15 protein-coding genes are annotated in these 19688 nt (G+C 69.3%); 8 read left to right on the plus strand and 7 right to left on the minus strand.

Annotated features, from left to right (window positions below; translation table 11 throughout):
- Window positions 1-12: 12 nt before the first annotated feature.
- The gene (locus J2X41_RS13160; RefSeq protein WP_310082378.1) at window positions 13-570 is read right to left on the minus strand and encodes a sugar O-acetyltransferase; all 558 of its coding nucleotides are present in this window, start codon (window positions 568-570) and stop codon (window positions 13-15) included.
- Between the two features lie 255 nt (window positions 571-825).
- On the opposite strand from J2X41_RS13160, the gene J2X41_RS13165 reads away from it, so the two are divergent.
- Window positions 826-1053, plus strand: coding sequence for a DUF4287 domain-containing protein (locus tag J2X41_RS13165; protein ID WP_056753285.1), 228 nt, complete (start codon window positions 826-828; stop codon window positions 1051-1053).
- 17 nt (window positions 1054-1070) lie between these two features.
- Here the strand turns inward: J2X41_RS13165 and J2X41_RS13170 are convergent, their stop codons facing one another.
- On the minus strand, window positions 1071-1556 hold the full coding sequence (locus J2X41_RS13170) for a YcgN family cysteine cluster protein (RefSeq protein ID WP_310082380.1): 486 nt from the start codon (window positions 1554-1556) through the stop codon (window positions 1071-1073).
- A 69-nt stretch (window positions 1557-1625) separates the two neighbouring features.
- Here J2X41_RS13170 and J2X41_RS13175 point away from each other — a divergent pair, with 69 nt between their 5' ends.
- From J2X41_RS13175 to J2X41_RS13190, 4 genes are all read left to right on the plus strand, one after another.
- Entirely contained in the window at window positions 1626-3776 is a 2151-nt protein-coding gene (locus J2X41_RS13175; RefSeq protein ID WP_310082381.1) for a PBP1A family penicillin-binding protein, read from the plus strand.
- 915 nt (window positions 3777-4691) lie between these two features.
- On the plus strand, window positions 4692-7538 hold the full coding sequence (locus J2X41_RS13180; RefSeq protein WP_310082383.1) for a TonB-dependent receptor domain-containing protein: 2847 nt from the start codon (window positions 4692-4694) through the stop codon (window positions 7536-7538).
- A gap of 225 nt (window positions 7539-7763) precedes the next feature.
- Window positions 7764-8129, plus strand: coding sequence for a transposase (locus tag J2X41_RS13185; protein ID WP_310082385.1), 366 nt, complete (start codon window positions 7764-7766; stop codon window positions 8127-8129).
- Between the two features lie 412 nt (window positions 8130-8541).
- A complete protein-coding gene (locus J2X41_RS13190) occupies window positions 8542-10374 on the plus strand; it encodes an ABC-F family ATP-binding cassette domain-containing protein (protein WP_310082386.1) in 1833 nt (610 codons plus the stop codon).
- 176 nt (window positions 10375-10550) lie between these two features.
- Here the strand turns inward: J2X41_RS13190 and J2X41_RS13195 are convergent, their stop codons facing one another.
- From J2X41_RS13195 to J2X41_RS13205, 3 genes are all read right to left on the minus strand, one after another.
- Window positions 10551-12449, minus strand: coding sequence for a potassium transporter Kup (locus tag J2X41_RS13195; RefSeq protein ID WP_310082388.1), 1899 nt, complete (start codon window positions 12447-12449; stop codon window positions 10551-10553).
- 107 nt (window positions 12450-12556) lie between these two features.
- On the minus strand, window positions 12557-13441 hold the full coding sequence (locus J2X41_RS13200; protein ID WP_310082389.1) for a DMT family transporter: 885 nt from the start codon (window positions 13439-13441) through the stop codon (window positions 12557-12559).
- Window positions 13442-13593: 152 nt separating this feature from the next.
- Window positions 13594-13791 (minus strand): hypothetical protein, encoded by a 198-nt coding sequence (locus J2X41_RS13205; protein WP_310082390.1) that lies wholly within the window; start codon window positions 13789-13791, stop codon window positions 13594-13596.
- Between the two features lie 251 nt (window positions 13792-14042).
- On the opposite strand from J2X41_RS13205, the gene J2X41_RS13210 reads away from it, so the two are divergent.
- The 3 genes from J2X41_RS13210 (at window position 14043) to J2X41_RS13220 (ending at window position 17794) form a co-directional block, all read left to right on the plus strand.
- Window positions 14043-15695, plus strand: a complete 1653-nt coding sequence (locus J2X41_RS13210) for an NAD(P)/FAD-dependent oxidoreductase (protein ID WP_310082391.1) — start codon at window positions 14043-14045, stop codon at window positions 15693-15695.
- Window positions 15696-15861: 166 nt separating this feature from the next.
- The gene (locus J2X41_RS13215; protein WP_310082393.1) at window positions 15862-17004 is read left to right on the plus strand and encodes an aromatic ring-hydroxylating dioxygenase subunit alpha; all 1143 of its coding nucleotides are present in this window, start codon (window positions 15862-15864) and stop codon (window positions 17002-17004) included.
- Window positions 17005-17203: 199 nt separating this feature from the next.
- Window positions 17204-17794, plus strand: a complete 591-nt coding sequence (locus J2X41_RS13220; protein WP_310082394.1) for a TetR family transcriptional regulator C-terminal domain-containing protein — start codon at window positions 17204-17206, stop codon at window positions 17792-17794.
- Window positions 17795-17975: 181 nt separating this feature from the next.
- Here the strand turns inward: J2X41_RS13220 and J2X41_RS13225 are convergent, their stop codons facing one another.
- Together J2X41_RS13225 and J2X41_RS13230 are read right to left on the minus strand one after the other, a co-directional pair.
- On the minus strand, window positions 17976-18215 hold the full coding sequence (locus tag J2X41_RS13225; RefSeq protein WP_310082395.1) for a hypothetical protein: 240 nt from the start codon (window positions 18213-18215) through the stop codon (window positions 17976-17978).
- A gap of 195 nt (window positions 18216-18410) precedes the next feature.
- The gene (locus J2X41_RS13230) at window positions 18411-19688 is read right to left on the minus strand and encodes an amidohydrolase family protein (protein ID WP_310082396.1); all 1278 of its coding nucleotides are present in this window, start codon (window positions 19686-19688) and stop codon (window positions 18411-18413) included.

Here is a 19688-nt window from a genome sequence, read left to right on the forward strand (position 1 = left end):
GACCGACGCCCCCTACTCCGCGATCGACCGGACCACCCGGGCCGGGTTGCCGGCGACCAGGGTGTCGGGCGGGACGTCGCGGGTGACCACCGCGCCGGCGGCCACCACCGAATTCTCGCCGACGGTGACGCCGCCGAGGATCGTCGCCCCGGCCGCGATCCAGACGTTGCGTTCGATGACGATGGGCTTGGCGACGACGCCGTCGCGCCGCCGGGAGGGCGCGACCGGATGGCCGGAGGTGATCAGGCTGACGTTCGGCCCGATCATCACCGCGTCGCCGATGTCGATGCCGCCCAGGTCGTAGAAGGTGCAGTTCTGGTTGATGAAGACCTCGCGCCCGACCCGGATGTGGACCCCGCTCTCGGTGTAGAACGGCGGGATCAGGCAAAAGCTGGCGTCCACGGCCTGGCCGGTCAGCTCGCCGAACAGGGCGCGGACCTGGTCGGCGTCGTCATAGGTCAGGCGGTTGAGGGCGGCGGTGATCGCCATGGCCCGCCGGACATTGGCCGCCATGGCCGCGGACTCGGGCGTTCGCCGGGGGATGAACCGGGTGCGGTCGTCGTGGGCCATGGGGCGCCTCCTGCGGGGGACAGGCGTGCCGGGATTCGGCGTCTGTCGCCACGGGGCGACCGTGTTCAGCGTGGCAAACCCGGCCGGCCTCTCCCCGTCCCGAAGGCGCCTCGGCGAGGCCGCGCCTTAAGGCCTTGGAGGCGGGCTTGCTCTGGCGCGGACAGCCGTTCAGGGACTAAAAACTTCGCCGCCTTGTCGGCCCTCGCCGCTCCGGACCGTCCTTGGTCAAACACTCGCCCAAGACGGAGCCGCGCCATGTCCTTCCAAGCCTATCTCGACACCATCCAGGCCAAGACCGGCCTCGACGCCGACGCCCTGAAGGCCGCCGCCGACACGGCCGGCCTGTCCGACGGCGGCCGGCTCAAGCCCGCGGTCAAGGCCGGCCAGGTGGTGGACTGGGGCAAGGGGACGCTGGGCCTGGGCCACGGCCACGCCATGGCGATCTACGCCCTGCTGTCGGGCAAGCGAAAGCCGGGCGACTGACGAGCCGTCGCCGCCGCTCAGTCCTCGGGGTCGTAGGCCAGGTCGCCCTTGTCGACCATCAGGTCGGTGGCCACGAAGTCCATGGCGTCCTCCGGATCCTGGAAGCTCAGCTCCGACACCGTCTGGTCGCGCACCGAGATCCCGGCCTTGTGGGTGCTGTCGGGGTCGCCGGTGACCAGCGGATGCCAGTCGGGCAAGGTCTTGCCCTCGTGCAGCCGGCGGTAGGCGCAGGACGGCGGCATCCATTCCAAGGTCTCGATGTTGTGCGGCGTCAACTTGATGCAGTCGGGCACGGTCTTGCGGCGGTTGGGATAGTCCTTGCAGCTGCAGCGGTGCTCGTCGAACAGCTGGCAGTGCACGCGGGTGGGGATGATCTCGCCGGTGTCCTCGTCCTCGAAGCGGACCAGGCAGCAAAGGCCGCAGCCGTCGCACAGGCTTTCCCACTCGGGGACCGTCATCTGGTGTAGGGACTTCGTCTCCCAGAAAGGTTTGCGCGCCATCATGGCGGCGTCCTAAACCCAATTCGCGCCCGCGACAAACGGGTGAAGGCCAGGACGGACCATAGGACGCACGTGAACGACTGGACGCTCCCGCCTTATCGGTTCGACGACGACAAGCCGGCGCGCCCGCCGGCCGCGCCGCCGGCCTTCGGCTCGGCGCCGCCTCCGCCCCCGTCCGGACCGCCCAAACCGCCGAAGCCGGAAGAGCCGTTCCGCGCCGACCTCGAGCACGCCAAGGCCAAGGCCCGCGCCCGCCGGGGCCGCTGGATCGTGATCGCCGCCCTGGTCGCCCTGATCCTGCCGGCCGTCGCCGGCGGGGCGGGGGCGGGCTATGTCTGGTGGACCTATCTGCGCGACACCCCGGCCCTGCCCTCGCGCGAGGCGCTGTTCGCCGTCAACCGCGCGCCGGGCATCCGGTTCGAGGACCGCAACGGCCAGGTGATCGCCAGCCGCGGCCCGCGCTACGGCCAGCGGATCGGCCTGGCCGGCGTGCCCAACTACGTGCCCCTGGCCTTCCTGGCCGCCGAGGACAAGCGGTTCTACCAGCACGGGGCGATCGACCCCTACGGGATCGTCCGCGCGGCCTGGGTCAACCACCAGGCCGGCCGCACTGTGCAGGGCGGCTCGACCCTGAGCCAGCAGCTGGCCAAGGGTCTGTTCCTGACCCCCGACCGCACGGTCAAGCGCAAGCTGCAGGAAATCCTGATGGCCCACCGGCTGGAGCGGATCCTGACCAAGGACGAGGTGCTGGAGCTGTACCTGAACCGGGTGTTCTTCGGGGCCAACACCTTCGGGGTGGACGGCGCGTCGCGCACCTATTTCGGCAAGCCCGCCAGCCAGCTGACCCTGTCGGAGGCCGCCCTGCTGGCCAGCCTGCCCAAGGCCCCCTCGCGCCTGGCCCTGACCCGCGACATGAGCGGCGGCCTAGCCCGCTCGCGCCTGGTCTTGGGAAGCATGCGCAAGGAGGGCTGGATCACCGCCGAGCAGGAGCGCCGGGCCCTGGAGGACACCCCCAGGCTGTCGCCCCTGGCCGTGGCCGACGAGGGCGACTACGGCTGGGTTCTGGACTACGCCACCGCCGAGGCCGTGCGCGTCGCCGGCCAGAACGCCCCCGACCTGGTGGTGCGCCTGACGATCGACCCGCGCCTGCAGCACGTGGGCGCCGAGACCGTCCGCCAGACCATCCAGGTCGGCGGCGCGAACGCCGGGGCCGGCCAGGCCGCCCTGCTGTCGCTGTCGGCCGACGGGGCCGTGCGGGCCATGGTCGGCGGGACCGACTATGTCGAGAGCCCGTTCAACCGCGCCGTCCAGGCCCGCCGCCAGCCGGGCTCGACCTTCAAGCCGTTCGTCTATGCCGCGGCCCTGGAGAAGGGCGTGCTGCCCACCGACATCCGCGTCGACGGCCCGGTGCGGTTCGGGTCCTGGCGGCCGGAGAACTACGGCGGCGGCTATCGCGGGCCGATGACCGTGCAGGACGCCCTGGTCAATTCGATCAACACCATCGCCGTCAAGCTGGCCCAGGAGGCCGGCGGCCCGGCGATCGGCGACCTGGCCCGGCGGTTCGGGATCACCACCCTGCCCTCCAATCCCGACCTGTCGGTGGCGCTGGGGGCCTATGAGGTCAACCTGCTGCAGCTGACCTCGGGTTTCCAGGTGTTCCAGCAGGGCGGCCTGCGGATCGAGCCCTATGTGATCGAGAGCATCGCCACCCAGGACGGCCAGCCGATCTTCGCCCATTCCGCCCCGGCGGTTCCGGCCAGCGTCTACGACATCAGCAAGGCCAGCATGATGGTCAAAATGATGAAGAAGGTCGTCGAGGTCGGCACCGCGCGGCGGGCGGCGTTCGGCTGGCCGGCGGCCGGCAAGACCGGCACCAGCCAGAACTGGCGCGACGCCTGGTTCGTGGGCTTCACCCCCGACTACGTGACCGGCGTCTGGGTGGGCAACGACGACGACCGGCCGATGAACAAGGTGGTCGGCGGCGACATGCCGGCCAGCATCTGGCGGCGCTACATGCTGGCCGCCCACGAAGGCCTGGCGGTGCGCGACTTCCCCTGGCTTCTGGCCGACCCGGCGCCCCTGTCCACGCCCGATCCCCGCAACGGCTTCTACGAGACTCTGGCCGCCGAGTTCGCCCGCTCGGCCTCGGCGCTGGAGCCGACCACTGTGCCCGAGGTCCCGGCGCCCGGGCCGGCGCCCGCGCCGGAACAGCTGCCGTATTAGGGGCGGATCGCCCCAAAGGTTGTCATCCCGGAAGCCTCGCAGAGGCTGTCCGGGACCCAGGGGACCGGGCCAGAGCCGTGCAGCCGCCCTGGGTCCCGGACAAGCGCTACGCGCTTTCCGGGATGACCACGATTAGATCCGATCGCGACGAGGGCTCCGGTTCCATCGAGACCAGAAAGACACAGTCGCGCCACCGATTTGTATCGGACGGGGCCCCTGCCGTTCGCTACGTGCTCATGACCAAAGCCGCTGTCATCCCGGACGAGCGCGCAGCGCGAAGATCCGGGACCAGGGCGTGAACTCAGAGCTTGTGGCGGTCCCGGATCTGCGCTCGGCTTCGCCGAGCTTGTCCGGGATGACAGCTTTTTCGGGCGGAGCCATGCGGGGTCCGAGCCAGCGTCCAAATGCCGTCAGATATACCGGATGGGGTCGAGAAAGACCGCCTGTCCCCGCTCCATCCCCGTCGGATCCTTGCGATCCCGCAACCGGCTCCATCGATGCGAAACCGGCCGCTTTGTGTCCTCATCCATATCGATAATCGGTCCACGAATATCGACTTTCGATGAGCATCGCTATAATGATTACAGGACTGTAAGAATTGATCTTCAGATCACGAGTTCTTCGAACTGCGATATGAACAGTCAAGCTTGAAGATCGGCGTTTTCTCTACAGCACATTGCGCAGCTGACACCTAAAAGACCCATTCTCGCCGCATTTATGCATCGGCCGTTGCTTGGATGTGACAGGTCGTCGACATATTGATTACATGACGGTGTCGGCGATTGACGGGCGTCTTTGGCGGCTCCTATCCCAAGCCCAACCGGGGACGGAGGTCCTCCGGGAAACCTGAAGCTGACAGGGCGACGGGACGAGCGGGTCGATGCGGCCAGGCTCCGAGCGCCCGGAGGGACCGACATGAAATTGCAGATCACCCGCGGGCGCCTGCTCGCGACGACGATGATGGCGGGGGTCGCCACCTTCGCCGCCTTCGCCGCGAACGCGCAGACCGCCCCGGCCCCGGCCGCCGCCCAGGCCGCGCCCGCCGACAACGAAGTCGAAGCCGTCGTCGTCACCGGTTCGCTGCTGCGCCGCACCGACACCGAGACGCCCTCGCCGGTCACCATCCAGACCAACGAGCAGCTGCAGCAACGCGGCATCACCTCGGTCTCCGACGCCATCCGCACCCTGGCGGCCGACAACAGCGGCAGCATCCCGACCGCCTTCGCGGCCGGCTTCGCGGCCGGTTCGTCGGGCGTCGCCCTGCGCGGCCTGTCGGTCAACTCGACCCTGGTGCTGATCGACGGCCAGCGCACCGCCAACTACCCGCTGGCCGACGACGGCCAGAAGGGCTTCGTCGACCTGAACACCATCCCGTTCAACGCGGTCGAGCGGGTCGAGACCCTGAAGGACGGCGCCTCGTCGCTGTACGGCGCCGACGCCATCGGCGGCGTGGTCAACATCATCATGAAGTCGAACTTCCAGGGCGCCAGCGCCGACGCCTCGTACGGCGGGGCCGAGCACGGCGGCGGCACCCAGTACCGCTTCAACGCCGAGGCCGGCTATGGCGACCTCGACGCCGACAAGTACAACGCCTATGTCGACTTCGAATACCAGAACGACGACCGCATCCGCATCGACCAGCGCGGCTTCCCGTACAACAACAACGACCTGAGCTCGATCGGCGGCCTGAACAACAACCCGCAGCCGGGCTTCCGCGCGGGCGACCTCGTCGGCCGCGGCATCGTCGGCGGCGCCATCGATCCCGTCACCCACAAGGCCACGGCCCTGCCGGGCGCCGTCAGCAACCCGCTGCGCGCCTGCACCACCGGCGCGCCCCTGACCACCGACGCGGACGGCAACAACTACTGCGCCGGCAACATCGCCGACATCGGCGACATCCAGCCCAAGCAGACGCGGGTCGGCGGCTACAGCCGCTTCACCATCAAGCCGAACGACCACTTCCAGGCCTATGTCAGCGGCAGCTTCTTCCAGAACAAGGTCAGCGTCACCAACGGCCCGGCCCAGATCGTCACCGGCTCGCCGCACAACACCGTCGGCATCGCCCTGCCGCAGTTCCTGCCCAGCGGCCAGCTCAACCCGGCCAACCCGTTCTCGGGCGCGGATCCCACCTATACCGGCCAGACCGGCTCGGCGATCATCAACTACGCGTTCGGCGACATCCCCAGCTCCAACAGCTACACCAACGACGTCTACCGCTTCGCGGGCGGCGTGAAGGGCGACGCGTTCGGCTGGGACTACGCCAGCAACCTGGTCATCGCGCACTCGTCGCTGGACACCGTCCAGAAGGGCTTCATCAGCTACACCGCCCTGATCGACGCCATCACCAACGGCACCTACAACTTCGCCAACCCGTCGGCCAACACCCAGGCCATCCGCGACAAGCTGGCGCCGACCACGCGCAAGACGTCGACGACCGACATGGACTCGATCGACTTCAACGCCACCCGCGAACTGTGGATGCTGCCGGGCGGTCCGGTCGGCGTCGCCCTGGGCGGCCAGTTCCGCTACGAGGCCACCGACGATCCGAACATCAACCCGTTCGGCGACACCCAGGGCCTGGGCTCCGCCCAGACTCGCGGCAACCGCACTGTGGCCTCGGCGTTCGGCGAAATCGGCCTGCCGGTGCTGGAGAACCTCGAGTTCAACGTCTCGGGTCGCTACGACCACTATTCGGATGTCGGCGGCAACTTCTCGCCGAAGTTCGCGGCCAAGTGGACCCCGATCCGGCAGGTCGCCCTGCGGGCCACCTATTCCAAGGGCTTCCGCGCCCCGAGCTTCTCGGAAAGCGGCGACTCGGCCTCGATCGGCTTCACCAACTCCCAAGCCCTGCCGGCCAGCTTCATCGCCCTGCACCCGGGCTCGTTCCCGAACGGCGGCAACGCCTACACCCAGACCTACGCGTTCCAGCTGAACACCACGGCCAACCCGGACATCAAGCCGGAGAAGTCGGAAAGCTACACGCTGGGCGGCGTCTGGGCCCCCAACCGCCACTTCAGCACGTCGCTCGACTACTACCACATCAAGAAGACCGACGTGATCTCGGCCCTGACCTCGGGCCCGGCCCTGGCCGCCTACTATGCCGGCCAGCCGATCCCGGCCGGCTACACCATCGTGGCCGACGCCCCGGACCCGGCGTTCCCCAACGCCCTGCCCCGCGTGCTGTCGGTCGGCTCGCCCTACGTCAACGCCAACTCGCTGGTCACCAGCGGCCTGGACTGGAACATCCGGACCGACTTCGACCTGCCCTGGGGCGGCGTCCGCTGGACCAGCGAACTCGATGCGACCGTGATCTTCAACTACGACTTCACGATCGACGGCGTGACCAGCAACTACGTCGGCAAGCAGAGCCCCTACGCCCTGTCGTCGGGCGCGGGCACGCCGAAATATCGCGCCGTGTGGACCAACAGCTTCGCTCAAGGTCCGTGGCGGGTCAGCGGCGCGGTCAACTATGTCAGCGGCCAGCGCTCGATCGACGCCGACTCCGGTCCGGCCTGCCTCTATGACGGCGGCGACGACATCGACACCAAGTTCTGCCACAGCAAGCGCTTCATCGACCTGGACCTGACCGGTTCGTACGACATCAACGAAAAGGTCCAGATCCAGGCGGCGGTCCTCAACGCGACCGACGCGGGCCCGCAGTTCAACCCGGCCAACTACGCCGCGGTGAACTACAACCCGACCTTCTCGCAAGCCGGCGCCATCGGCCGGTTCTTCCGGATCGGCGTGAAGATGAAGTACTAGGATCTCGCGTACGGGGGCAGGTGTTCGCCCCCGATGAGATGGAAGGGGGCCGCCCGCAAGGACGGCCCCTTTTTTCGTTGGGGCGGCGGGGACGCACACTCACTCGCCGCCTCGGCAGGACAACCCCCGAACCTCGAAGTGAGTGTGTGTCCCCAACTGATCCGCGTCGCCTATTGATTTTGGAACAAAAAGAGAACATTCTGCACACTGAACGGAGGCCGCCCGATGCCCAGACTGGCTCGTGTTGTAATTCCCGGCGTCCCCCACCACGTCACCCAAAGGGGAACGCGCCGGCAGCCAACCTTCTTCCGGGCGAGCGACTATGAAGCCTACATCCGCATGGCCGCCGGCGAGTTCTCGGCGGCCAGGGTCGAGGTCTGGGCCTACTGCCTGATGCCCAACCACGTCCACCTGATCGCGACTCCAGAAACCGTGGAAGGCCTGGCCCGAGCGGTTGGGGCCACCCATGTCCGCTACGCCCGCTACATCAACGATCGCGAGGCTGGACAGGACACCTTTGGCAAGATCGGTTCTCGTCCTTTCCGATGGACGAGGACCATCTGCGGCTTTGCGTGCGCTATGTCGGGCTGAATCCGGTGCGCGCCGGCCTCACGCGGCAAGCCATCGATTGGCCTTGGTCCAGCGTCCGGGCGCATGTGGCAGGCAAACCCGACGTCCTGCTTTCGCCAACGCCGTTGGCCGATCGGTTGGGCGTCGACTTCGCCGGTTTCTTCGATCTTGACGTCGGGCAGGACGGCCGTCGGCTGATGCAGGGCGCGACGCGCTCCGGTCGGCCGCTGGGTTCCGAGGCTTGGGTCAAGACGTTGGGCTCTGTGGGTCCGTAGGGGACACACACTCACGCGTTTCGCCGAGCCAAGATTATCCAGGTCACGGGGTGAGTGTGCGTCCCCGCCGCCCTCCAAGAAATCCCGGCGCCCCCTCGCCTCCCCTGCTATACGCCCCCATCTCCTCCCTCCTCGCCGACAGTTAGACCCTCCCGATCATGGCTTCCCCGACTCGCGCCCCTGTCCTGGCCCTCAAGGACGTCCGCCTCGCCGATGGCGCCAAGCCGCTGTTCGACGGCGTCGACCTGGCGCTGGAGCCGCGGGTGCGCGCCTGTCTGGTGGGCCGCAACGGGGCGGGCAAGTCGACGCTGCTGAAGATCCTGGCCAATCAGGGCATCGAGGCCGACAGCGGCGAGCGCGCCGCCCAGCCGGGGGCCAAGATCGTCTATGTCAGCCAGGAGCCGGACATCGTCGGCGAGACCCTGCTGGACTACTGCACGGCCGGCGGGGCCGAGGACTACGAGGCCCACGCCACCCTGGCCGACTTCGGCCTGGACTACGCCAAGAGCACCGTGGGCCTGTCGGGCGGCGAGCGGCGCCGGGCGGCTCTCGCCCGCGCGTTCGCCGAGCAGCCCGACGTGCTGCTGCTGGACGAGCCGACCAACCACCTGGACATCTTCGCCATCCAGACCCTGGAAGAGGAGTTGGCCAATTCCAAGTGCGCGGCCCTGATCGTCAGCCACGACCGCGCCTTCCTCAACCGCGTCACCCAGCGCACCTTCTGGCTGGAGCACCGCAAGGTGCGGCGTCTCGACAAGGGTTTCGCCGAGTTCGAGATCTGGAGCGAGCAGGTGCTGGCCGCCGAAGCCGACGAGGAGCGGCGGCTGAACAAGCAGCTGGAGCGCGAGAACGCCTGGCTGGCGCGCGGCGTCCAGGGCCGCCGGGCCCGCAACGAGGGCCGCCGCCGGGCCCTGATGGACCTGCGCGCCCAGAAGCGCGACATCCAGGCCGACAAGCGCGGCAGCATGACCCTGGCCGTCGAGAACTCGGGCACCTCCGGCAAGAAGGTGGTCGAGGCCAAGCACGTCACCAAGAAGTTCGGCGACCGCGTGATCGTCGAGGACTTCTCGACCCGCATCCTGCGCGGCGACCGCGTGGCCCTGGTCGGCCCCAACGGCGCGGGCAAGACCACCCTGGTGCGCATGCTGCTGGGCGAGATCCCGATCGACGCGGGCACAATCAGCCTGGGCACCAACCTGGAGATCTCCTACGTCGACCAGAACCGCATGGCGCTGTCGGAGAAGATGACGCTGTGGGACTTCCTGACCCCCGGCGGCGGCGACTCGATCCTGGTGCGCGGCGTCCCCAAGCACGTGGCCGGCTACGCCAAGGAGTTCCTGTTCACCGAGGCCCAGCTGCGCCAGCCGGTCACCAGCCTGTCGGGCGGCGAGCGCAACCGCCTGCTGCTGGCCCGGGCCCTGGCCACGCCCACCAACCTGATGGTGCTGGACGAACCGACCAACGACCTGGACATGGACACCCTGGACCTGCTGGAAGAGGTTCTGGCCGATTTCGAGGGAACCCTCATCCTGGTCAGCCACGACCGCGACTTCATCGATCGCCTGGCCACCTCGACCATCGCCATGAACGGCCACGGCCGCGTGCTGGAGACCCCCGGCGGCTGGAGCGACCTGATCGACCAGGCCCCCGACTTCTTCAAGGGGGCGCGCGGCGCGGCCGGCGACTTCGCCACCGGCACCGGCTCGCACAAGGCTGTGATCACCCCCTCGGCCCCGCCGGCGCCGAAGAAGACCGTCAAGCTGTCCTACAAGGACCAGCGGCGGCTGGAGGAATGCGAGGCCCTGATCGCCGCCTCGCCGAAGATCATCGCCGACATCGAGGCCCGCCTGGCCGACCCGGGCTTCTACGCCCGCGACCCCAAGGGCTTCGACAAGGTGATGAAGGACCTCGACAAGGCCCGCGCCGACCTGGCCACGGCCGAGGAGGACTGGCTGGCGCTCGAGGAAAAGCGCGAGGCGATGGCTTCCTAGGAACCCTCTCCCAGAGGGAGAGGGAGGGGCCCAAGCGAAGCTTGGGAGGGTGAGGGGTTACACCCTCACCGCCTTCGCACGAACGCCCTGCCGGCACACCGTCGGGCGGTTTACCCCCTCACCCTCCCACGCCTGCGGCGCGGGCCCCTCCCTCTCCCCATGGGAGAGGGTAAACCTCACACCACCACCTGCGAGCCCATCTCCACCACCCGCCCGGCGGGGATGTGGAAGTAGTCGATCGGATCGGCCGCGTTGCGGACCATCCAGATGAAGAGCTTGTCCTGCCACAGCGGCATGCCGACGCCGGGCGAGGCCACCACCGTGCGGCGTCCGACGAAGAACGAGGTCGACATCAGGTCGAAGACCAGGCCCCGCCGCCGGCAGCTGCCCAGGGCGCGCGGGATGTGCGGCGTCTCCATGAAGCCGTAGTGCACGGTCACCCGCCGGAAGCCGGGACCTAAGGATTCGATCTCGACCCGGTCCTTCTCGGCCACCCGCGGCTGGTCGGCCGTGCGCACGGTCATCACCACGTTCTCGGCGTGCAGCACCTTGTTGTGCTTGAGATTGTGCAGCAGGGCGACCGGGGCGACCGACGGGTCGGAGGTCAGGAAGATCGCCGTGCCCGGCACCGCGTGCGGCGGCCGGGCCCGCAGGCTGTCGATCAGGTCGGCCAGGGCGATCGAGTCGCGATGGACCTTGGCGTGCAGCAGCTCGCTGCCCGTCCGCCAGGTCCACATGGCCAGGACGATGGCCGCCGCCGCGGCCAGCGGGACCCAGCCGCCGTCGGCGATCTTCAGGGCGTTGGAGCCCAGGAACACCAGGTCCAGGGCCAGGAACGGGGCCAGCACCGCCACGCAGGCCCACAGCGGCCACTTCCAGTGGCGGTGGGCGACCACGAACAGCAGGGCCACGGTCACCACCATGGTCGTGGTCACCGCCACCCCATAGGCCGAGGCCATGTTCGACGAGGTCTTGAACATGAACAGCAGGAACAGCACGCCCACGGCCAGGGCGATGTTGACCTGCGGCACGAAGATCTGGCCGGCCACCGTCTCGCTGGTGCGCTTGATGTCGATCCGCGGCAGCAGGCCCAGCTGCACCGCCTGCTGGGTCACCGAGAAGGCGCCGGTGATCACCGCCTGGCTGGCGATGATGGTGGCGGCGGTGGTCAGCAGCATGACCGGCCAGTAGACCGCGTGCGGGATCATGGCGAAGAATGGGTTGTCCATGGCCGCCGGGCGGATCAGGCACAGGGCGCCCTGGCCCAGATAGTTGACCATCAGGCACGGCAGGGCCACCAGCAGCCAGCCCGCCCGGATCGGTCCCTTGCCGAAATGGCCCATGTCGGCATAGAGCGCCTCGGCCCCGGTCACGCACAGGAAGACGCTGCCCAGGATCGTCACCCCCAGCAGCCCGTCGGCCGCCAGCAGCCTGACCGCGTAGACCGGGCTGAAGGCCAGCAGGATGTCGGGCCGCTGCAGCACGAACGGCAGGCCCAGCGCCGCCAGGGCCACGAACCACACCAGGGTGATCGGCCCGAAGAACCGCCCCACCACCTCGGTGCCCCGCGACTGCACGGCGAACAGGCCCAGCAGGATCACCGCCGCCAGCGGCAGGACGAACGGCTGGAAGTGGGCGCCGATCACCGGCGCGGTGGTCAGGCCTTCGACCGCCGACAGCACCGAGATCGCCGGGGTGATCAGGCCGTCGCCGTAGAACAGCGCCGCCCCGACGATGCCCAGCAGCACCAGCCAGGCCGAGCGCTTCTTCAGCGCGTTCTGGGCCAAGGCCATCAGGGCCAGAGTGCCGCCCTCGCCGCCATTGTCGGCCCGCATGACGATCACGACGTACTTCAGGGTGACCACCAGGGTCAGGGCCCAGAACACCAGTGACACCACGCCGAACACCGCCAGCCGGGGCTCCACCCCGCCGGCGTGGGCCAGGGCCTCGCGCATGGCGTAGAGCGGGCTGGTGCCGATGTCGCCGAACACCACGCCGATGGCCCCCAGCCACAGGGCGCCGAACCGGGCGGCGCGCGCCGCCGGCGTGGCCGGCTCGGGTGGGGTATGGGCCATGAGGCTTAAGTCCGTCGAAGGGAGCGACGGCCTACACGTCCGCCGCATAAGGGCGCGATGCGGATTCCGGGCGGGGGCATAAGGGACTTATAAAGACCGGGCGGCCGTCAGTCGTGCAGCGGCGCCTCGGCCGGCTGGCGCGACGGGTCGGTCGCCACCGTCCCGACGGAGGCGGCGATCACCAAGGCGATGGCCAGCCACTGGCGAGCCACCAGGTGCTCGCCCAGCACCACCAGGCCGGCCAGGGCCCCGACCGCCGGCTCCAGGCTCAGCATCACCCCGAAGCTGCGCCGGGAGATGGCGCGCATGGCCACCATCTCCAGCGAATAGGGGATGGCGCTGGACACCACCGCAACCACCAGGCCCAGGCCCAGGGCGTAGGGGTTCAGCAGCGCCGCCCCGGCCGCCGCCACGCCGAACGGGGCCACGACCGCCGCCGCCGTCGCCATGCCCAGGGCCACCGAGCGGCCGCCGTGCAGGTGGCCGGTCCGCTGGCCGGCCACGATGTACAGCGCCCAGAACACCGCCGCCGTCGCGGCGTAGGCCACGCCGACCGGGTCGAGGTTCAGGCTGGCGTCGCCCAGCGGCAGCAGCAGGCCAAGGCCGGCGGCGGCCAGGCCGATCCAGGCGAAGTGCACGGGCCTGCGGGCGTGGACCAGGGCCAGGCTCAGCGGGCCGGTGAACTCGATGGCGATGGCCACGCCCATCGGGATGGTGCGCAGGGCCATGTAGAAGCACAGGTTCATCGCCCCCATGACCGCGCCGTAGGTCACGACGGCGACCAGGTCCTTGCGGTCCATCGCCATGCGCCAGGGCCGCCAGACCAGGCACAGCACCAAGGCCGAGAACCCCACCCGATAGGCGCTGGTCCCCTGCGCCCCGACCAGCGGGAACAGCGCCTTGGCGAACGACGTCCCGACGCTCAGCGACACCATCGCGCTGGCCAGGCAGAGATAGGGCAAGGCGGCGCGCAAAGCGGACGGGCGGGACATGCGGCGGTTCTAGCAGGGTTTCGTGGCTCTTCCCCCTCCGGGGGAAGACGGCCGAAGGCCAGTAGGGGGCAAGTGTTCGCCTAACGTGCGATCCCGACTTGCCCCCACCTGACCGCTTCGCGGTCTGTCCGCCCCCGTGGGGGGCGGAGCCCTCAGAACGCCTCGTCTTCCTCGACGCCTTCGTCGTCCTCGCCGCCCATGGCCGCTTCCAGGCTTTCGATGATGTCGTCCATCTGGTCGGGGGTGATCGAGACGTAGAGCGCCTCGCCGCCCACGGCCGAGACCAGCAAGCGGTAGCCGTCCTCGGTTTCCTGCAGGCTGAAGGTTTCGAGGATCTGCAGCTTGGCCATGGAGAGTCTCGTCGATCGAAAGGGAAGGCGCGGATATAGGGCCGGAGATCCGGTTTCGCCATGCCTCCCCCTGTGGGGGAGGCGATCGCGCAGCGATCGGTGGGGGGAGTTTTAGGATCGTCGATCCCAGGTCTGGCTGTCATCCGACAGCTCCCCCCTCCGTCGGCTGCGCCGACACCTCCCCCACAGGGGGAGGGGTTGCCTATTTTACACTCGTATAGCAACCTCCCTTCACCACCGGGGAGACGACCATGGCCACCGCCACCCAGCAGCGCGACGCGATCATCATCGGGGGCGGGCACAACGGCCTGGTCTGCGCCTTCTACCTGGCCAGCGCCGGGTTGAAGGTCACGGTCTGCGAAGCGCGCGACGTGGTCGGCGGGGCGGCGGTGACCGAGGAGTTCCACCCCGGCTTCCGCAACTCGGTGGCCAGCTACACGGTCAGCCTGCTCAGCCCCAAGGTCATCGCCGACATGGACCTGCACGGCCATGGCCTGCGGATCCTGGAGCGGCCGATCTCCAACTTCCTGCCCATCGACGACAACACCTACCTGAAGCTGGGCGGCGGGCTGGAGCGCACGCAGGAGCAATTCCGCAAGTTCTCGGCCCGCGACGCGCAAGCCCTGCCGGCCTATTACGCCATGCTCGACGAGATCGGCGACGTGCTGCGCGACCTGGCCGGCGAGACCCCGCCGAACCTGACCGACGGCCTGCCGGGCCTGCTGCGCGGTCTTCGCCAGGGCTCGCGGCTGGCCGGCCTGTCGCTGGAACGCAAGCGCGACCTGCTGGACCTGTTCACCAAGAGCGCCCGCGATTTCCTGGATGGCTGGTTCGAGAGCGACGCGGTCAAGGCCAGCTTCGGCTTCGACGCCGTGGTCGGCAACTTCGCCAGTCCCGACACCCCCGGCTCGGCCTATGTGCTGCTGCACCACACCTTCGGCGAGGTGAACGGCAAGAAGGGCGCCTGGGGCCACGCGGTCGGCGGCATGGGGGCCATCACCCAGGCCATGGCCAAGGCCTGCCGTGCCAAGGGCGTGGAAATCCTGCTCAAGGCCAAGGTCGAGGGCGTGCACGTCGAGGACGCGCCGAAGGGCGCCGGCAAGCGGGTGGCGGGCGTCCAACTGGTCGACGGCCGCCAGGTCATGGCCCCGATCGTGTCGTCCAACCTCAATCCGGCCCTGCTCTACGGGTCGCTGGTCGCCCCTTCGGCCCTGCCCGCCCCGTTCAAGAAGGCGATCAAGGGCTACAAGAACGGCTCGGGCACCTTCCGGATGAACGTGGCGCTGTCGGAGCTGCCGGACTTCACCTGCCTGCCCGGCAAGGCCGCGGCCGAGCACCACCAGTGCGGCATCGTGCTGTCGCCGACCCTCGACTACATGGACGCGGCCTATCGCGACGCCAAGGCGACCGGGATCAGCAAGCGGCCGATCGTCGAGATCCTGATCCCCTCGACCCTGGACGACAGCCTGGCCCCGCCCGGCCAGCACGTGGCCAGCCTGTTCTGCCAGCAGTTCGCCTGGGACCTGCCCGACGGCCGATCCTGGGACGACGAGCGCGAGGCCGCCGCCGACCTGATCATCGACACGGTCAACCAGTGGGCCCCCAACTTCAAGGCCTCGGTCCTGGGGCGGATGATCCTGTCGCCGGTCGACCTGGAGCGGAAGTTCGGCCTGGTCAACGGCGACATCATGCACGGCCACATGTCGCTGGACCAGCTGTGGGCGGCCCGGCCGGTGCTGGGCCACGCCAGTCACCGGGCCCCGATCAAGGGGCTCTACATGTGCGGCGCGGGCTGCCATCCGGGCGGCGGGGTCTCGGGGAATCCGGGGCGCAATGCGGCGCGGGAGATCCTGCGCGACCGGGACTTCGCCACGGCGGTGAAGCTGAGCGCGGTGGGGCGTTAGGAATGAGCGGCTCACGCCCTTGCCCTCTACGGACCGCTTCGCGGTCGTCTTCCCCCAGAGGGGGAAGAGCGCCTTGGCTGGCTCCGCCCCCTATGGGGGCGGACAGACCGCGAAGCGGTCAGGTGGGGGCAAGTGATCGCTTCGCCGGCCTTGGAGGATTGTCGTGATGGACCTGAACCTCCCCAACCACGACCCCGACGCCGACTGGGGCCTGCCCGGCTGGCTCTACGCCAACGAACGCTTCTTCCGCGAGGAGCAGGACAAGGTCCTGCGGCCGTCCTGGCAGATCGTCTGCCACCTGAACGACATCCCGAACGCTGGCGACTTCCACACCTTCGACTTCCTGGGCGAAAGCACCGTCGTCGTGCGCGGCAAGGACGGCGGGGCGCGGGCCTTCGCCAATGTCTGCCGGCACCGCGCCGCGCGGCTGCTGGACGGGCCAAGCGGCCACTGCGGCCGCATCGTCTGTCCCTACCACGCCTGGACCTACGGCCTGGACGGCCGGCTGATCGGCGTGCCCCACGCCGAGACCTACCCCGCCCTGGAGATGGACAGGCAGGGCCTGGCGCCGGTGCAGGTCGAGGTCTATCGTGGTTTCGTCTTCGTGCGGCTGGAGGGTGACGGCCCGTCGGTGGCCGAGATGATGGCCCCCTACGACCACGAGCTGGCGCCCTACCGTTTCGAGGAGATGGTCCCGTTCGGCCGGGTCACCCTGCGGCCGCGCGACGTCAACTGGAAGAACATCAGCGACAACTATTCCGACGGGCTGCACATCCCGGTCGCCCATCCCGGCCTGACCCGGCTGTTCGGGCGCGGTTACGGCGTCGAGGCCCAGGCCTGGGTCGACAAGATGTGGGGCCATCTGGTCGAGGAGCCCTCGAACAATCCCTCCGAGCGGATGTACCAGGCCGTCCTGCCCGACGCCCCTCACCTGCCGCCCGAGCGCAAGCGGCTGTGGACCTATTTCAAGCTCTGGCCCAACCAGGCCTTCGACATCTATCCCGACCAGGTGGACTTCATGCAGTTCATCCCGGTCTCGCCGACCCGGACGATGATCCGGGAGATCGCCTACGCCCTGCCCGACGAGCGGCGCGAGATGAAGGCGGCGCGGTATCTCAACTGGCGCATCAACCGCCAGGTCAACGCCGAGGACACGGGGCTGGTGGCGCGGGTGCAGCAGGGCATGGCCTCGCGCAGCTTCACCGCCGGACCGCTGGCCGAGACCGAGGTGTCGCTCCGCAGTTTCGGCCGCAAGCTGCGGGCCCTGATCCCGCAGGCGCGGCTGCCTCGGCCGCCGGAGGGGTGGTGATCTTCGTCCCATTCCATTCCCCGCCCCCAACCGTTCGTCATCCCGGGCCTTGTGCCCGGGACCCCTGGTTCAGCCCGCATGTGAAGCGCCTTGGCGCGCTGGCGCGCCACACCCCCGCACTTGCGGCGGACAGAGGGGTCCCGGGCACGAGGCCCGGGATGACGGCTGGAAAGGGAATGGGCGCTCGTGGGCTGGAACCATGACTCGCGCCTCCTTCACCCGCGAAGCCCCCGACGTCCGCCGCGCGGCCCTGGTCGAGGCCGCCGCGCGGATCCTCGCGGCCAAGGGCGTGGCCGGGGCGTCGGTGCGGACGATCTGCGCCGAGGCGGGGGTCAGCCCCGGCCTGCTGCGGCACTATTTCGACGGCGTCGACGCCCTGGTGGCGGCCACCTACGAGGCGACCGGGGCGCGGATCGACGCGGCGCTGGAGGCGGCGGTCGCGGCGGCGGGGCCCGATCCGCGCGCCCGCCTGTCGGCCTATCTGACCGCCAGCTTCGCGCCGCCGGTGCTGGACCCGGACCTGCTGGCCACCTGGCTGGCCTTCTGGAGCCTGGTCAAGGTGGACCCGGCCATCGCCGCCATCCACCGGCGGACCTATGCCGGCTATCGCGCCCGGTTGGAGGAGCTGCTGGGCGCCTGCGATCCGCGGGTCGACGCCCGGCTGGCGGCCATCGGCCTGACCGCGGTGGTGGACGGGCTGTGGCTGGAGCTGTGCCTGGACGCGGCGGTGTTCACGCCCGCCGAGGCCGGGGCCATCGCCGAACGGCTGGCGGCGGGGTATCTGGCGTAAGAACACCCTCTCCCAGTGGGAGAGGGCGGGGCCCGCGACGAAGTCGTGGGAGGGTGAGGGGTTACACCCTCGCCGATTTCACACGGGCGCTCTGCCGGCACGCCGGCTAGCTCAGAACCCCCTCCCCCTCCCAACGCTACGCGTCGGGTCCCTCCCTCTCCCCATGGGAGAGGGCGAGAAATCAGGCCGCGGCCTGGACGCCCAGGTTGGTGCGGCCCCAGTTGGTGCGGCGGGCTTCCGGCTCGGACACCGAGACCCGGGCGGTCTTGCCCTGGGCGCGCATGTGGCGGGCCAGCATCTCGGCGACGCCGACGGCTTCCGGCTGGCAGGGATAGGAGCCGATCAGGTCGAGCGATTCGTTCCAGGTGACGTGCCAGACGCCAGAGACGGGTCGGACGAAGTAGGTGTGTTCGTCGGCCATGGTGCTCACTCCTTGGTTCACTCAAGCATCGGTCTTACCGCGCTGGCGTGACAGCTGTATCAATGCTGCACAGCAACATCTTGTTGCATTGCACACTGCAGGAGCCGCGCCAAGAGGACCAATGGTGAATCTGGGTGCAACAATATGGCGGGAAGGTGAGAAACCTGACCGGCCCCTCTCCCGGAGGGAGAAGGTTCAATCCCTCACCACCACCCCGCCCTTCATCACCGCCGCCACGTGCTCCAGCACCGAGATGTCGGCGATGGCGTCGCCGTCGACGGCGATCAGGTCGGCGTAGCGGCCGGGGGCGACGGCGCCGACGTCGGTCTTCCGCATCAGCTCGGCCGCCACCGTCGTCGCCGATTGGATGGCCTGCATCGGGGTCATGCCGTACTTGACCATGTACCTCATCTGCCGGGCGTTGAGGCCGTGGGGATAGACGCCGGCGTCGGTGCCGTAGGCGATCCTGACCCCGGTCTTGACCGCCTTGCGAAAGCCGTCGCGCTGGGCCTGGGTGGTGTCGAAATTCTTGCGCAGGGTCTCGGCCGGCCAGCCGTGGGCCTTGCCATAGGCGTCGATCCAGTCGCCGTCATAGATGTCGGCCACCAGGAACACCCCCTTGGCCTTCATCATGGCGATGGCCTCGTCGTCCATCAGCGAGCCGTGCTCGATCGAGCGCACCCCGGCCCGCATGGCCGACTTCATGCCCTCGGCCCCGTGGGCGTGGGCGGTGGCGTAGGTCCCGCGCCGGGCGGCCTCCTCGACGGCGGCCCGCATCTCGTCCTCAGTCAGTTCCTGCTGACCTGGCTCGGTGCCGACGGTCAGGACCGCGCCGGTGGCGATCAGCTTCAGGAAGTCGGCGTGATGGGCCAGGATGTTGGCCGCCTTGCGGTGGGCGTCGGCGGCGTCCTCGACCACGCCGGCCCGCATCTCGTCGGGGATCTTCACGTCGCCCGCCAGGCCGGTGATCTCGCCGCCGCCGCCGGGGATGGTGATATAGGCGCCGGCCACCGACATCCGGGGCCCCGGGACCAGGCCGGCGTTGATCGCCTCGCGCAGGGCCACGTCGCCGAACGCCCGCCAGGTCCCGACGTCGCGCACGCTGGTGAAGCCGGCCTCCAGGGTGACGCGGGCGTGGGCGGCGCCGATATAGGCCTGGTAGGCGGCGGTGCGCAGCAGCGGCTCGGCGATGTTCTCGGTCTGCTCCTGGTCGCAGAGGTGGGTGTGCATGTCGATCAGGCCCGGCAGCACCATGCGGCCCGACCAGTCGATGACCTTGCCATCGGTCGGGGCGGTCTTCCACGGCGCGACCGCGACGATCCGCTCGCCGTCGATGGTGATCATCTGGTCGCTGAGGACCTTGCCCTGCAGGGTGTCGACCAGCTTGCCGGCATGGACGTAGAGCGGGGCGGCGTGCGCGGCGAGCGGCGCGAGCGCCAGGGCGGCGGCCGCCAGGATGGTGCGGATCATCAT

This window comes from Caulobacter sp. BE254 (genome assembly GCF_031457295.1).
In the GTDB taxonomy this organism is placed as follows: domain Bacteria; phylum Pseudomonadota; class Alphaproteobacteria; order Caulobacterales; family Caulobacteraceae; genus Caulobacter.

Coding starts and splice junctions, on each gene's coding strand:
- J2X41_RS13210 (WP_310082391.1), top strand. CDS start 14,043: ATGGCCACCGCCACCCAGCAGCGCGACGCGATCATCATCGGGGGCGGG.
- J2X41_RS13215 (WP_310082393.1), top strand. CDS start 15,862: ATGGACCTGAACCTCCCCAACCACGACCCCGACGCCGACTGGGGCCTG.
- J2X41_RS13170 (WP_310082380.1), bottom strand. CDS start 1,556: ATGATGGCGCGCAAACCTTTCTGGGAGACGAAGTCCCTACACCAGATG.
- J2X41_RS13230 (WP_310082396.1), bottom strand. CDS start 19,688: ATGATGATCCGCACCATCCTGGCGGCCGCCGCCCTGGCGCTCGCGCCG.
- J2X41_RS13225 (WP_310082395.1), bottom strand. CDS start 18,215: ATGGCCGACGAACACACCTACTTCGTCCGACCCGTCTCTGGCGTCTGG.
- J2X41_RS13185 (WP_310082385.1), top strand. CDS start 7,764: ATGCCCAGACTGGCTCGTGTTGTAATTCCCGGCGTCCCCCACCACGTC.
- J2X41_RS13190 (WP_310082386.1), top strand. CDS start 8,542: ATGGCTTCCCCGACTCGCGCCCCTGTCCTGGCCCTCAAGGACGTCCGC.
- J2X41_RS13205 (WP_310082390.1), bottom strand. CDS start 13,791: ATGGCCAAGCTGCAGATCCTCGAAACCTTCAGCCTGCAGGAAACCGAG.
- J2X41_RS13180 (WP_310082383.1), top strand. CDS start 4,692: ATGAAATTGCAGATCACCCGCGGGCGCCTGCTCGCGACGACGATGATG.
- J2X41_RS13195 (WP_310082388.1), bottom strand. CDS start 12,449: ATGGCCCATACCCCACCCGAGCCGGCCACGCCGGCGGCGCGCGCCGCC.
- J2X41_RS13160 (WP_310082378.1), bottom strand. CDS start 570: ATGGCCCACGACGACCGCACCCGGTTCATCCCCCGGCGAACGCCCGAG.
- J2X41_RS13220 (WP_310082394.1), top strand. CDS start 17,204: ATGACTCGCGCCTCCTTCACCCGCGAAGCCCCCGACGTCCGCCGCGCG.
- J2X41_RS13200 (WP_310082389.1), bottom strand. CDS start 13,441: ATGTCCCGCCCGTCCGCTTTGCGCGCCGCCTTGCCCTATCTCTGCCTG.
- J2X41_RS13165 (WP_056753285.1), top strand. CDS start 826: ATGTCCTTCCAAGCCTATCTCGACACCATCCAGGCCAAGACCGGCCTC.